General features: G+C 47.8%; 10 protein-coding genes, 1 tRNA gene and 2 rRNA genes. All 13 read right to left on the bottom strand.

The features are described 5' to 3' along the window. Positions 1-82: 82 nt before the first annotated feature. Positions 83-159 (bottom strand) — tRNA-Trp (locus CBE68_RS09330). 72 nt (positions 160-231) lie between these two features. Then, positions 232-2,139, bottom strand: a complete 1,908-nt coding sequence (locus CBE68_RS09325) for a polysaccharide biosynthesis protein (RefSeq protein ID WP_229744718.1) — start codon at positions 2,137-2,139, stop codon at positions 232-234. An 86-nt stretch (positions 2,140-2,225) separates the two neighbouring features. Beyond that, a complete protein-coding gene (locus tag CBE68_RS09320; protein ID WP_087505815.1) occupies positions 2,226-3,401 on the bottom strand; it encodes a DegT/DnrJ/EryC1/StrS family aminotransferase in 1,176 nt (391 codons plus the stop codon). Between the two features lie 10 nt (positions 3,402-3,411). Continuing rightward, on the bottom strand, positions 3,412-4,038 hold the full coding sequence (locus CBE68_RS09315) for an acetyltransferase (protein WP_087505814.1): 627 nt from the start codon (positions 4,036-4,038) through the stop codon (positions 3,412-3,414). Continuing rightward, positions 4,035-4,625, bottom strand: a complete 591-nt coding sequence (locus tag CBE68_RS09310) for a sugar transferase (RefSeq protein ID WP_087505813.1) — start codon at positions 4,623-4,625, stop codon at positions 4,035-4,037. The genes CBE68_RS09315 and CBE68_RS09310 overlap by 4 nt, the downstream gene beginning before the upstream one ends. Next, positions 4,609-5,796, bottom strand: coding sequence for a glycosyltransferase family 4 protein (locus CBE68_RS09305; protein ID WP_087505812.1), 1,188 nt, complete (start codon positions 5,794-5,796; stop codon positions 4,609-4,611). The genes CBE68_RS09310 and CBE68_RS09305 overlap by 17 nt, the downstream gene beginning before the upstream one ends. Before the next feature lie 9 nt (positions 5,797-5,805). After that, entirely contained in the window at positions 5,806-6,981 is a 1,176-nt protein-coding gene (locus CBE68_RS09300; RefSeq protein WP_087505811.1) for a glycosyltransferase family 4 protein, read from the bottom strand. Positions 6,982-7,070: 89 nt separating this feature from the next. Then, complete coding sequence (gene wzy, locus CBE68_RS09295; protein WP_087505810.1) at positions 7,071-8,468, bottom strand: O-antigen polysaccharide polymerase Wzy; 1,398 nt, start codon at positions 8,466-8,468, stop codon at positions 7,071-7,073. An 8-nt stretch (positions 8,469-8,476) separates the two neighbouring features. Beyond that, a complete protein-coding gene (locus CBE68_RS09290) occupies positions 8,477-9,583 on the bottom strand; it encodes a glycosyltransferase (protein ID WP_087505809.1) in 1,107 nt (368 codons plus the stop codon). Further along, positions 9,549-10,781: a lipopolysaccharide biosynthesis protein gene (locus tag CBE68_RS09285; protein ID WP_087505808.1), complete on the bottom strand. Its 1,233-nt coding sequence runs from the start codon at positions 10,779-10,781 to the stop codon at positions 9,549-9,551. Before CBE68_RS09285 ends, CBE68_RS09290 begins: the two co-directional genes overlap by 35 nt. 182 nt (positions 10,782-10,963) lie before the next feature. Continuing rightward, positions 10,964-11,728 carry a hypothetical protein gene (locus CBE68_RS09280; RefSeq protein WP_143824525.1) on the bottom strand — a complete coding sequence of 255 codons (765 nt, stop codon included), beginning with the start codon at positions 11,726-11,728 and terminating at the stop codon, positions 10,964-10,966. A gap of 387 nt (positions 11,729-12,115) precedes the next feature. Continuing rightward, positions 12,116-12,231, bottom strand: a 5S ribosomal RNA gene (gene rrf / locus CBE68_RS09275). 126 nt (positions 12,232-12,357) lie between these two features. Then, positions 12,358-14,898 (bottom strand): 23S ribosomal RNA (locus CBE68_RS09270); the annotation flags it as partial.

Raw genomic sequence — 14,898 nt, 5'->3', positions numbered from 1 at the left:
ACCAAAATAGTGCAATCAAATCAAAAGGGGTTTTGACGGGCTTTAGAATGACAAAACCCAGCCGAAGCTGGGTTTTGAAAATTGGCAGGGGCGGAGGGACTCGAACCCCCAACCATCGGTTTTGGAGACCGATGTTCTACCAATTGGAACTACGCCCCTAGATAAGCGAGCGGGATTATACCTAAGCTCACCGAAAGGTAAAGCGCTTTTCTAAAAAAGCGATTTAATTGCTTAATTTGCAACCGCTGCAAGTTTTTGATCGCCGCCAGAAATCAATGTCATCACCGGCTCACTCGGATCGTATGCCAGTGGCGCCTCAAGCAGAATGCGCTTAATTTGGTGACCATCATGGCGCTCAAGAGCGACTTCGAGCTTATCAAGCAAAGGCACAACTTCAGATAAGGGCAGTGATACTTCGCTTGCCGACATAATTCGAGGGTGCTGGGTGTCGATGGTGTCTTCACCAATAAGCAACTCTTCGTAGAGCTTCTCACCCGGTCTCAGGCCCGTGAAGCGGATTTCAATATCACCGTGGGGAGTGCGCTCATCTTTGACCGAGCGTCCCATTAAGTGAACCATTTTGTAAGCGAGCTCGACAATGCGCACCGGCGCTCCCATATCGAGGACATAGACGTTACCACCAGTCCCCATGGCGCCAGCTTGAATCACCAGCTGAGCAGCCTCTGGTATGGTCATAAAGTAGCGAATAATCTCAGGGTGAGTGACCGTGATCGGGCCACCTTGGGAAATCTGCTTCTTGAACAACGGCATGACCGAGCCGCTACTATCCAGTACATTGCCAAATCGCACCATCACAAAACGGGTGTTGTGAGATTCCTGAGCTAAAGCTTGTAACACCAACTCAGCGAAGCGCTTGGTGGCGCCCATGACATTGGTTGGTCGCACAGCTTTATCTGTCGACACCAAAACGTAGGTCTCAACGTTACAATCAATGGCAGCCTCAGCAGCTTCTTTGGTACCAAAGATATTATTGCGCACGCCAGACATCGAATTCGCTTCAACAATGGGTACATGTTTGTAGGCTGCAGCATGATAGACGGTATCAACTCGATACTGTTTCATGCTGTTGCGCATGAGTTTGCCATCCATCACTGAACCTAAGACTGACACCAGCATCGTGCCTTGCTCTTTAGCGCGTTTGGCCAATTCATTGTCGATTTGGTAGAGGTTAAACTCGCACAATTCAAAGAAAATCAACACCCTCGGTTGCTGAGCCAATACTTGACGACACAACTCGGAACCAATCGAGCCGCCCGCCCCTGTGACCATCACTACTTTGTTGCGAATATTACGTTCAAACAACTCTGGAATTGGTTTAACTGGCTCTCTACCCAATACTTCTTCGACTTTAACGGGGCGCAGTTCATCGATTCGGTGTTTACCGCTGACGATGTCAGACATTTTCGGCACTTGTAACACTTCAAGTGCATGAGGTTCAATCTTGTGGATCAGCTCGCGGCGGCGATCTGCAGTGGTATCAGGTAACGCCAGTAGCACTTTAATTCGGCCGTGGCGTTTCTTAAGTTTGTCGAGCTGGGCCAAACTATAAACCGCGAGTCCCAGTACAGTGTTGCCGACAAAGCGTTGCTTTTCATCAACGAAAGCAACTGGGTGGTAATCAATGCCGGCATTCAAAGCAGTAACTAATTGACGTCCAGCAGAACCGACGCCGAAGATCACTACCTTTTCTTTATTCATCGTTCGATGCTGGGCAAAGCTGACGCTCAATAATACGCGGGGGACGCTCATCATCACCACTGACAATGCGCCAAATAAGATAGGGATAGACCGAGGAATGAAGATTTCAGCGAGTAAACCGGCCACATACATGTAAGTGGCCGCCAGAATGACGCACGAGATAGACAAGATCCATTCGCTGCCAGTCATAAAGCGAGTGACCGCGCGATAAACGCCAGTAATGGAGGCCAGCGCTATGCCCAAACCAATGGATGTCGTCAGAACTAACAAGTGATCAAGGTGAAGCTCTGATGAACTCCAACCCAGTCGTAACCAAAAGGCAGCAACAAACGCTAGGGACATCGCAAATGCATCGTAACCGACTACCAGCAACTGCTTGGCACGACGAGGCAAACGATCGAGAAGATCGGTATTCATCATAGCGCACAACCACTTATTATTAATTATGGATTCGAACTTACCACCCTACCCAGGCTTGTACAACAACCAACCAGTCAAAAAAATGACTAATTGCTGATTTTCTTTGCCGCAACGTGAATTGTATCGACAATTTGATACATTTCTGCAACCTCAATGGTCGGATGGACCATAAACATCAAGCTTGTAGCGCCAAGCTCCTGTGCCATAGGTAATCGCTTTTTTGGTCGCAAGCCTTTCCCTTCAAACGCTTTTTCTAAGTAAACTTCTGAACATGAACCAGACATTGCGGGTAATCCGCACTGATTTAGGGCAGACATAAAGTCTTCTCGACTACAACTTTTTGGTAACAATTCCGGACGCACAAACACATAGTGTTTATAACGCGCATGATCAATATGGTCTGGAATTTCTGGAATTCGGATCCACGGGTAAGCAGCAAAAGCTTCATCCAGCAACGTCGCTAACTGTTGGCGCTTCGCCTTCCACTCCGGCATACGCTGCAATTGAATGCGGCCAATAGCTGATTGCATTTCCGTGAGTCGCCAATTAGTGCCGAATGAATCATGTAACCAACGAAATCCAGGTGGGTGTTCAGTGTTGTAAACCTTGTCGTAGCTCTTGCCGTGATCTTTGAACGACCAAGCTCGTTGCCACAAGGTTTCATCGTTGGTGGTCACCATGCCACCTTCACCTCCTGTGGTCATGATCTTATCCTGACAAAACGACCAAGCAGCTATATCGCCAATACTGCCGACCGAGCGTCCTTTGTATTTTGCACCGTGAGCCTGAGCACAATCTTCGATTACCTTGAAATTGTGCGCAGCAGCCAGCGCCATGATGTCGTCCATTTCACATGGCCAACCCGCCAAGTGAACACATATCACCGCTTTGGTTTTGTTGCTGATGTGAGGAGCGATGGTTGCTGCGGTAATATTCTGACTATCGGCATCAACATCGGCGAATACAGGTTTGGCTCCCGAGTTCACAATAGAGCTGACTGACGCCAAAAACGTTCTAGAAGTGACGATCACTTCGTCGCCTTGGCCAATTTCCAGCGCATGCAGCGCCAGATCCAACGCCACGGTGCCATTGGCAACCGCGATAGCAAATTGACAATCGGAAAACTCTGCAAACTCTTTCTCGAACTGTCGACCCTCCTGACCAGTCCAGTAATTGACCTTGTTGGATAACAATACGCGCTGAACAGCATCAGCTTCTTGTTGAGTAAAGCTTGGCCACGGAGAAATTTTAGTATTCAACATCGAACTAATCCTATCGAGTAAGAGGGCGAGCAGGAACACCAACCAAGGTTTGGCCTGCTTGGGTAGATTGCAGCAACGTTGCACCTGCGCCGAGGGTACAATCATCGGCTATGTCAATTTGCTGGATAACATTGCAGCCAATACCAAGCCAACAACGTTCACCAACGGTGACCATACCAGCGACCGATACGCCGGGACATATGTGGGTATATGAGCCTATTGAGCAGTCATGGTCGACGGTAGCGCCAGTATTAACAATCGTACCAACACCAATATGGCTATCTGGGTTAATAATCGCACCAGCACAAACAAGCACGCCAATGTCAACCCGCGAGCTATTGGCAATAATGGCATTTGGATGGACTAGGGTCGCGATTGAAGCGTTAGCCGCCAAGAGCTGTTGTAGCCAATTCTCTCGCCCCTTGCAGCTGCCCATCGCAACAAAGAAATCGGTACGATCATCGATGTAATTGGAGAAAGCGCTCAACGGGCCAACGACTGCAATATCAAGAGTCAAGCCGATTGCCTCAAACGCATCATCTAAAAACATCAATTGTTGGTAACGAGCAGTTAAGCGAGCAATATCCGCGACCACTTTGCCATGACCTCCAGCGCCAAGGATCACTAGCCGTCTCATGAATTGCCCTCAAATTTGCCCATCGTCGCCTCTCCCTCAGCACTGATATCATCGCGTTTGATGACTTTAGCGATGGTCAGCCAAAGAATTTTTATGTCGAGCAAAAGCGAATGGTTATCGACATACCAGACGTCATAATCAAATTTTTGTTGCCATGAAATGGCATTGCGACCATTCACTTGAGCCCAGCCAGTGATACCTGGCGGCATTTCGTGGCGGCGGCGCTGATGTTCGCTATAAAGTGGTAAATACTCCATCAGCAATGGCCGAGGGCCAACTAGGCTCATCTGGCCAATCAGAACATTCCACAACTCGGGTAACTCATCCAAGCTGGTGGAGCGCAAAAAACGGCCAAACGGCGTCAATCTATCACTATCAGGGAGCAACTCACCATTACCATCGCGAGCATCAGTCATGGTTCTGAACTTGTACATTTTGAACGGCCGCCCATGAGTTCCAGGGCGGACTTGACTGAACAACACCGGTCGCCCCAATTTCACCGCTATGAGCAACGCAACAATCAGTAACAGGGGCCACAATAGCAACAGCGCAACCCCAGCAACCAACAGATCAAACAGTCGTTTCACAGTGATTCTCCGAGTTATTTTTGGGAGTCAGAGCATGCTCATGAATCAAGGCTTGATAATAACGAGTAATATCGCTCGCATTGTTTTTGACGTTGAGTAAATAGGCCGCCAAATCGTAGCCCTGAGCTGCAAACTGCTTACGTTTATCAGGGTTTGCCAATGCATCGCGTATTGCCTCTGCTAACGCCTGCGGATCTGCTTTAGGTACGAGCCAGCCAGTTTGATCAGTTTTAATCAGGTCGGGAAAACCTCCGACATCGCTGGTAATGGTCGCAACTCCTGATAACAGCGATTCGACCGCCCCGCCAACATTTTCCGAATGAGATGGATGAATTGCCACATCAAGTTCAGCATAAACGTCCTGCACATCATGACGGGTACCAGTAAAAATAAATCGGCCATGCTGCTTTTCCGCAGCATAGGCTTTCACCGACTCGAAATAAGCGTGCGACTCTCCCCATGGGCCGCCAACAAACACGCAGTGTAAATTGGCAACTTGTTGCGCCACGATATCGACCGCATCAATGAGATCCTCATGACCTTTTAAACCACGCTTTTGGCCGAGATACTTTTTGGGCGGATAAAAATAAGCAACATTGCCAACAACTGGCGCATCTGCCGGGATGTCGAACTCACGATGCAACTTGCCAGTGTTTTGACCATGGTGAGCTTCGATATCAACACCGTAATATGCGAGCCCAAGACGTTCGGAACTAATGCCATTTTGTAAATAACATTGTCGAGTCCACTCACAAGATGCCAGCCAATAATCGGCTTTCGATGCAGTCCACAAATCAACTCGGCGGAACAGACCATGTTCTAGATGCAGTGGTCCTGGCACATGAAAAATACGCGGAATCGGATCATTGCGGCCTAATGCCAAGCGCATGGTCAAGGTCGTCGCCACAAAGTGAGAGTGAATGATATCGGGTTGAACGTCGGCAACGAGCTGCCTGAACTGCCGAAACAGTTTTATATTTGCCCACGGTTTTTTGATATTGAGCGCCGTTTGTAGAATATGAACCTCAACGCCCTGAGCTCGATACTTTTCAACCATTGGCCCGTCGGGTAATGCCAAGTGAACTTCGACACCAAGCTTAATCAATTCACGTGTTTGTCTTAGCGCCCAACTGGCACCAACGGCAGTTTTTAATAGATGTAAAACTTTCACGGCAACTTCCTATGTCGATAGAGACAATACGCGTTGTTGATAATCCAAATAGAAATTGGTTCTTCGTTCAACCAGAACGTCTAGCTCATATTCTCGGCTCTTCGCTAAATTGTTTGCCGATGCTTGCGTTAGAGTTTGGGGCGATAGGCACAACGATGCCAGCGTGTCGGCTAAGCCCTTGGCATCGTCTTTATCAACCAAGAATTGCTCGGGCAACAATTCAGGAATACCACCAACGTTTGAGGCCACACAAGGCAGCCCTCTTGCCATCGCTTCAATCAACGCTCGTGGCAAACCTTCGGTGCGCGACGGCATCACAAACACCTCGGCATCATCGAGATAACGAATCACATCGGCGTGGTTGATCGCACCGACAAACTCAAAATTGTCCGAACAATGTTTTTGCGCGGCGAGTTGTTGCATTGAACCCAAGAACCGGCCTGCCCCCAGCATGACGACATTCAGCTCAACGCCTTGTTGTTTGAGCAGCCTAACGGCTTCAATCAATACATCAGGCCCTTTGTAGAGCTGCTCAAAGGAACCAACAAATACAAGCTTTGACGCATTGGCTGAATAAATACGTGGTAGATTTCGGATGGATTCCTTTGGTAACTCAATATCAGAGCAACCTACCGAAATGTTACCACTTGCCGTGTTGTAACGCCGCTGCAGGTATTCTTGAGTCACATAGCAAGCTGCCGCTGCCTTCTTACAGATACGCTGTAAACTTAAATAAGTTGCAACGCCCAGTACTTTGTCAAACAAAGTACCTGTGATCCCTGAATTGAATACATCGAGTGGATCGCCAACGACTTCGACAGCATATGGTTTCACTGGTTTAGCAAGAAAACAGGCGATACTGGCGGATTGAGAAGGGACTCGAAATATTGCCCCATCAGACTGACTTAATTGATGATGAATACGTCGTCTGATGGCGAACATATTTTTTAGCAGGCCGACGAAACCGACGTAATAGGGTAATGCAACGAACTCGACTTTATTGCCACTTGATAAACGCCAAGATGGATCTGCCTGTTCAACTTCAAGAATTCTAGCAACGACAGTAACGTGATCGAACACCTTTAAATAGCGAAGCCAGAAGTCATATAAAAAAACACTTTCGGTCCAAACTTGGCCATCCGGAGTCCGATAAAACCTGAACTCACACGTTACAGCGAGTTTCATAGCGCGCCTTTATAATTTTTTCTTGAGGTTAACATCCCATCACCTTTGTCGACAACTCCTGTTAACTTGAATCTAAAATAACTGATTGACTAGCGATTGTGCTGATTGAATCTAGGGATAATTGCGCAAAGAAAATGATAGCAAAGCCATGGAATGCCAGCATTCCACATAATAAAGCGAGCAACCGCCACTAATTCGCCCCGTGGCCAGAGCATCAAGCCCAAAAAGCAACTAAAGCAAAATGCGGTATTAATCGGATTTGCCCTAACACTGGAAAACCGCGAAATTAACAAGGTAGTGAAAAAAATAAGAGGAATACCGTACCAGTAAAAATTCAAATAGAATTCGGCAAATATTGAAAAACCAAAACCTCCGCCCTGCTTGGCCATCCAGGGATCCACTTCATAAACCAACCACTTCGACAAACTTCCTTGTTGCGCGGGGTGAACATCCCAAAATAGATTGGGGATCGCAGTACTAGCCGCTAACAGAAAACTATGACCTTGGGTAAAGTCCATTTCAGACGGGACACGCTGCATCACCCAAACCAACGGGCTAATGCTGTCAGACATTTCCTTGATGATCTCAAACATGGAATGACCTATTCCCGAGTTTTGATCCAGTTCACCACCAACGCGCAACAAAGACAAAGCAGGAAAAACAACAATCACTAGGACGGCTGCGACTGCATAGATGGATTTGCGCCCAACCTGCTGAACTGTGACATCCCATAGGCTCAGCATGATCAGAAAGGGCACCAGAGCCACCAAACGTGCGCCCATCGCTAGCTTGACAACGGTGAACACTGTCGCCAGCAACCACAGTAGAGTGACAACGGGTCGGTTATCGCGAAACCCAATAAGCGTTAAATACAGTGCTGGAAACAAGAAAAACCCAAGTACCTTGATGATGCCACTGGCACCATAGCTTTGCTCACTGTTAAACAACGCAAAATACCCGCCCGACAACACAAGTCGGAGCATATCGACTAAATCGTAAATTGCTGCAGGAACGGACACCAAAAGAAAAACAACACCAGTCACTTTAGCGGCATCTTGTTGCCGAAGCGTCGTTGATACTTGTTCGACAGCACGATGGTTGGAGCCAACTAACATCGCACACGACATCGCAAACAAACCAATATATGAATATTCGTATGCTCTGATTAAAACCAAATGCTCGCGCTCAGTAAAAAAACTGAAAAATGGTTCGTGATAATCGGCGAAAAATACGAATAGGATTGCTTTGCCACAGTTAAAAATAAACACCATCAAGAAGAACAAGTACGCTAGTGATAAATCATTGCCTCCCTGTTTAAACCAAGCGTAGGAGTGAATAACCACTAAACTGATGATGGCATAACTCTGAACCACTAACGTCTGATCGGTATTCAAATCAGCATTGAGGATCCGAAAAAATATCGTCAAACCGCATATCAGTGCATTTAGACCAATAAAGCCGTACGACTGATAGCTTGCCCTTTGCATAGTAAGCTTTAGTAGCCTTGATAGAGTTGTTGCAGGTTTTCCAAGTGTTTTGGCATATAGAAATCGGTATCGCGAAAACGCTGCTGGGCAACCGAATTGTCAGCATTTCGATGTAATTTGATCAGTTTTTCACACCAAACCTCAAGAGAATCATCGAGGGACGCGTAGTCGACCAAGGTATCGGTAAATCCTGCTTCTTTGGTAATGTTATCGGCGACTAAAATAGGTACCCCCGCAACCTGTGCTTCAACCACAGTTAAAGGTAACCCCTCATAGAGGGACGGAAACAACATGACGTCAAAAACAGACGCCATGATGTCAACCGCATCAGAGCGCATACCAAGAATACGGACATGCTCGCCTAGACCAAGCTGTTGTATCTCGCGCTCAATATCAGGCCGGAGTTCGCCATCGCCAACCAACACTAAAGTAGCATCAACAGACTTTCTCAGTTGGGCGAATATTTTCAGGATAAAGCTGTGGTTCTTGGGCTCGGATAAGCGCCCAACATGACCAACGATAAACGAGCTAGATGGTAATCCGAGTTGCTGTTTGAGGTCGGCATTGACGGTGACTTCATTGAGGTGCTTTAGGCCACAATAGAACACTTCGCGTTTACGCTCAGGCACCACATCACCATACAAGGATCGTTCAGCTTCACGGCTAACTGATAGAAACTTATTGCCAAACCAATAGATTAGCCGCTTCATCAGCTTCAAGTACCAAACGCGTAGACCGCTTTTTGGCTCTATGTTCTCGCGATTGCTGTGACTATGGCAGATGCGCAGTTTGATCCCAGCAAAAAATGCCACCATCATGATCAAGCCAGAAAAGTGATCAACATGGCTTTGAATGACGTCATATTGCGGATTTTGTTTTAGTGTTCGGTAGAGCCGCCATGCATAACTAAACGGATCGCGTTGGTAACGGCATTTAACGATTTTACTGCCTGTTGCAGTGAACGCCTCGTCAAACTCGCTGGGCTCTTCAGTGTGCACCAATACATCGACTTGAATATCACTATCTTGTAACCCTTCAGCGACTCCCAACAACCAACGCTCTACGCCGCCGGTATTGAGCCTATTGATGATGTGTAAGACACGTGTTTTTTTCATTATGTTGTATCTCTAGCGCAACTCTAATACCAAACAACAGAGCATTGACCAACGCAGTGAGTGCACCGGCGTAGAATGCTCCAGCTAAACCATAACTGGCAATAAGTAGATAGCCGCCAACAGCGCTCACTATCACCGACAAAACCATCACGTACATCTGATAATTAAACACCCCATGGGCCGTTAATACGATGCCGCCAACGGCCTGAATCGACAATGCAAAATTGATCGTAGCCGCCAAAACCGTGAGGTAACCCAAGCCGACAAACTGATCGCCATAGATAAACGCCACGACCCATTCACCGATTAGCATCGCCGCGGCGACACCAAAGACACCATAGCTACCTGCCAATAAATAGGAGTAAACCACCAGTCGTTTCGCTGCAACCTGTTCACCTTTGGACAAATGCGTTACCAACACTGGCGATACAACTTGCAACACCGACTGCAAAATCAGGCTAGCAGCGGTGACGAAGTAAAAGACTGAAGCGTATTGGCCCAGTTCGACATCAGTAACAAATTCAGCTAATAGAAAAAGCGGCAGGCTTACTGCCAATAGCACCAGTACATTGGTGATACCTAGAGGCGTCGAACGTTTTAGCATTTCTAGCAGAGGTGTTTTATTAAGTGGTGCTTGCTTCTGCACCAACAAAGCAGGCCTATCATACTTTGCAAACAAAACGCCCCAACACACGATCAAACCGATACAAGCCCAAGTAATGCTTGCAGTGAGATAAAAGATCCCCAAGAAAACTAACGGAGTCCAAAATGAACGGCCATACCGAGAGTAAGCAATCTCTGCAATCTTCAGGTTACGTTGATATAAACCGTGGGCAATATCAGAAATGTTTTCTACAAACTTCGCCAAGCCAAGCAATAAAACGAGGTAAAAATAAGAGTGGTCGACAGAAACTGAAGCGTAAATAACAAGAACGAACCAGGCCAAAAACGATGTCAAAACCCGAGCTGACATTGCTTGTTCTAAGTGATTGGAACAAGCGGAATGAGACAATAGGTATTGCCGAAGCCCCATCTGACCGACGGTCAGAAAGAATCCGGCAAGCGTAATGCTGTAAGCATACCGACCAACATCTTCAACACTGCCGAGGTGGTTTAGGCCAGCAATAATTACCCATTGCGAAAACGCAAAGACAATATTTGCCCCTAAGGTAATACTGACCCCTCGTTTCAGATTCATATAATTAGCGCAACGTTATTTTTTATTGGCCTGAACTCTAATAATAGAAAGCATCGCCAGCCCGATTTATTCTGTATTCCAAAGGCTCATAAACATCTCGCCTTACGGCGAATATACCATAGCACCCAGCGATGCGAAGCCGGTTAATTTTCAATCTTTCCGGACAATGGTCAAACATCAACTCATTTTTGTGTCGATTTCTTCCGGATGACGATGATGGATGCAGCACCAAACAACAATATCAACCAACTGATTGGCTCAGACACTTGAGTGGCTGGCACAATAGACGCTTGTCGAACTGCGAAAGCACTGACCGGTAACACAGTAGGTATATCTCTCACTAAGAACGATGAATAAGCATCCCGTTGAACCACGTCGACAACGGTATTGTTGGCAAAATATGGCACATGATTGCCCGAATAATCGTTACCAGCATCATCGGAAAAGTGAAATTCACCCTGGGAGAGGAAACCAAGATAAAAACTTGAAGGGTCATTATCCGAAGCTAACAGACCACCTGAGTACATGGTATTGGTGTCACCATTCTTTAGAGTCAGGTAATCTGTTCGATTGATAAAGCTTTCCCAAGTATCGCCAAATAGGTCAACCAGCGCTTTCAGCGAAAAAAGTTCTCTGCCTGTCGGCACTGCAGCATCGATTGCATAGTTGGGCTCGGATGGATCGATACCAATGTTGTAGCCCAAAGAAGCCAGCATGGTATTGAACTCCGAGCGCGTCGCTAAGCGCCAACCTTGGTAGATACCACCCACAGCGGTATCAGCTAACACGTCGGAAAAGATTCTTCCTTCATTGTAAGATAAGTTCATCCAGTCCAATGCCGAACCTTTTTGATCCCGAACAAAATCAAAGGTACCCGACATAGCAATTAAACCCGCTTGAACGTGACAAGACGCACCAAGCATCAATACGAGAATTAACGCTCTCATTTCTTCCCCAAATAGCAGCACTGTGAGTTATAGATCGCTCTTTTTGAACGACTTAGATTTATAACCGCTGACTATACAGTGAGTTATATTTGAATAACATGTCAAAAATACAACAATCACGGTTTTTTGACACTCGTCAAACAGCATCATTACAAAGACAATGGTTATTAAAGGAAAGTGGCTCACATGGCTTAAGCGCGACAACATTGCAGGAGCAAATGTTGAACAGCTTTAGCTGGCCCGAAGGGGGAGCCACATGGAGGTGGCGAATAACAGTGGCTACGAAGCTGGGAGCCTGCGGCACTTCAGCGCGAGATTAGCGCGCCGTTAGGCGCTTAAACGACAAAAGGCCACCCTATTGGGTGGCCTTCTGACGTTTTATTAGGTGCCTGGCGGTGACCTACTCTCACATGGGGAAGCCCCACACTACCATCGGCGCAGTTGCGTTTCACGTCTGAGTTCGGAATGGGATCAGGTGGGTCCACAACGCTATGGCCGCCAAGCGAAAAAGTTAACTTAGAAACCCAACCGCTAATGCTTAGCAGTTGCTTTGAAATTCTTGGATGTCACTCTATTGAGTCAATCATGTTTAGTCAGAGCTCATTTATACAAAACCGCTCGGGCGTTGTATGGTTAAGCCTCACGGGCAATTAGTACAGGTTAGCTTAACGCCTCACAGCGCTTCCACACCCTGCCTATCAACGTCGTAGTCTTCGACGACCCTACAGGACTCTTAAAGAGTCAGTGAGAACTCATCTCGAGGCTCGCTTCCCGCTTAGATGCTTTCAGCGGTTATCGATTCCGAACTTAGCTACCGGGCAATGCGACTGGCGTCACAACCCGAACACCAGAGGTTCGTCCACTCCGGTCCTCTCGTACTAGGAGCAGCCCCTCTCAATTCTCAAACGCCCACGGCAGATAGGGACCGAACTGTCTCACGACGTTCTAAACCCAGCTCGCGTACCACTTTAAATGGCGAACAGCCATACCCTTGGGACCGACTTCAGCCCCAGGATGTGATGAGCCGACATCGAGGTGCCAAACACCGCCGTCGATATGAACTCTTGGGCGGTATCAGCCTGTTATCCCCGGAGTACCTTTTATCCGTTGAGCGACGGCCCTTCCATACAGAGCCGCCGGATCACTATGACCTACTTTCGTACCTGCTCGATGTGTCTATCTCGCAGTTAAGCTGGCTTATGCCATTGCACTAACCGTACGATGTCCGACCGTACTTAGCCAACCTTCGTGCTCCTCCGTTACGCTTTGGGAGGAGACCGCCCCAGTCAAACTACCCACCAGGCAGTGTCCCAGCACCGGATAACGGTGCATGGTTAGAACATCAAACATACAAGGGTGGTATTTCAAGGATGGCTCCACAACATCTGGCGACGCTGCTTCAAAGCCTCCCACCTATCCTACACATGTAGGCTCAATGTTCACTGCCAAGCTATAGTAAAGGTTCACGGGGTCTTTCCGTCTAGCCGCGGGTACACTGCATCTTCACAGCGATTTCAATTTCACTGAGTCTCGGGTGGAGACAGCATGGCCATGGTTACACCATTCGTGCAGGTCGGAACTTACCCGACAAGGAATTTCGCTACCTTAGGACCGTTATAGTTACGGCCGCCGTTTACCGGGGCTTCGATCAAGAGCTTCGCATACGCTAACCCCATCAATTAACCTTCCGGCACCGGGCAGGTGTCACACCGTATACGTCATCTTTCGATTTAGCACAGTGCTGTGTTTTTAATAAACAGTCCCAGCCATCTGGTCACTGCGACTGACAATAGCTTAGAGAGCAAGTCTCATCACCGTCATCAGCGTACCTTCTCCCGAAGTTACGGTACTATTTTGCCTAGTTCCTTCACCCGAGTTCTCTCAAGCGCCTTGGTATTCTCTACCCAACCACCTGTGTCGGTTTGGGGTACGGTTTCTTGTAATCTAGAGCTTAGAGACTTTTCCTGGAAGCAGGGCATCAACAACTTCACTACCGTAGTAGCTCGTCTCGTATCTCAGCCTAAAGAATCCCGGATTTACCTAAGATTCAAGCCTACATACTTTCACATGGACAACCAACGCCATGCTTGTTTAGCCTTCTCCGTCCTCCCATCGCAATTACAAGAAGTACAGGAATATTAACCTGTTTCCCATCGACTACGCTTCTCAGCCTCGCCTTAGGGGCCGACTCACCCTGCCCTGATTAACATGGGACAGGAAACCTTGGTCTTTCGGCGAGGGGGCTTTTCACCCCCTTTATCGTTACTCATGTCAACATTCGCACTTCTGATATGTCCAGCAAACCTTACGATTCACCTTCATCCACTTACAGAACGCTCCTCTACCACTTGTCAAAGACAAGTCCGTAGCTTCGGTGCATAGCTTAGCCCCGTTACATCTTCCGCGCAGGCCGACTCGACTAGTGAGCTATTACGCTTTCTTTAAAGGATGGCTGCTTCTAAGCCAACCTCCTAGCTGTCTAAGCCTTCCCACATCGTTTCCCACTTAGCTATGACTTTGGGACCTTAGCTGACGGTCTGGGTTGTTTCCCTTTCCACGACGGACGTTAGCACCCGCCGTGTGTCTCCCGGATAGTACTCAACGGTATTCGGAGTTTGCAAAGGGTTGGTAAGTCGGGATGACCCCCTAGCCTTAACAGTGCTCTACCCCCGTTGGTATTCGTCCGAGGCGCTACCTAAATAGCTTTCGAGGAGAACCAGCTATCTCCCGGCTTGATTGGCCTTTCACCCCTAGCCACAGGTCATCCCCTAACTTTTCAACGTTAGTGGGTTCGGTCCTCCAGTTGATGTTACTCAACCTTCAACCTGCCCATGGCTAGATCGCCGGGTTTCGGGTCTACACCTTGCAACTAGACGCGCAGTTAACACTCGCTTTCGCTACGCCTCCCCTAGTCGGTTAAGCTTGCTACAAAATGTAAGTCGTTGACCCATTATACAAAAGGTACGCAGTCACACCCGAAGGTGCTCCCACTGCTTGTACGTATACGGTTTCAGGTTCTATTTCACTCCCCTCACAGGGGTTCTTTTCGCCTTTCCCTCACGGTACTGGTTCACTATCGGTCAGTTAGGAGTATTTAGCCTTGGAGGATGGTCCCCCCATGTTCAGTCAAGATGTCACGTGTCCCGACCTACTCGATTTCACTTCAAAGG

Source organism: Neiella marina (assembly GCF_002165625.1).
GTDB classification, from domain to species: domain Bacteria; phylum Pseudomonadota; class Gammaproteobacteria; order Enterobacterales; family Neiellaceae; genus Neiella; species Neiella marina.
Note: the sequence above shows the minus strand (reverse complement) of the source record. Positions and strands in the feature narration are given on the sequence as shown.

Excerpts from the sequence above, each read along its gene's own strand:
- CBE68_RS09325 (WP_229744718.1), bottom strand. The coding sequence starts at position 2,139 with ATGATGAATACCGATCTTCTCGATCGTTTGCCTCGTCGTGCCAAGCAG.
- CBE68_RS09290 (WP_087505809.1), bottom strand. The coding sequence starts at position 9,583 with ATGAAAAAAACACGTGTCTTACACATCATCAATAGGCTCAATACCGGC.
- CBE68_RS09280 (WP_143824525.1), bottom strand. The coding sequence starts at position 11,728 with ATGAGAGCGTTAATTCTCGTATTGATGCTTGGTGCGTCTTGTCACGTT.
- CBE68_RS09315 (WP_087505814.1), bottom strand. The coding sequence starts at position 4,038 with ATGAGACGGCTAGTGATCCTTGGCGCTGGAGGTCATGGCAAAGTGGTC.
- CBE68_RS09285 (WP_087505808.1), bottom strand. The coding sequence starts at position 10,781 with ATGAATCTGAAACGAGGGGTCAGTATTACCTTAGGGGCAAATATTGTC.
- CBE68_RS09300 (WP_087505811.1), bottom strand. The coding sequence starts at position 6,981 with ATGAAACTCGCTGTAACGTGTGAGTTCAGGTTTTATCGGACTCCGGAT.
- wzy (WP_087505810.1), bottom strand. The coding sequence starts at position 8,468 with ATGCAAAGGGCAAGCTATCAGTCGTACGGCTTTATTGGTCTAAATGCA.
- CBE68_RS09320 (WP_087505815.1), bottom strand. The coding sequence starts at position 3,401 with ATGTTGAATACTAAAATTTCTCCGTGGCCAAGCTTTACTCAACAAGAA.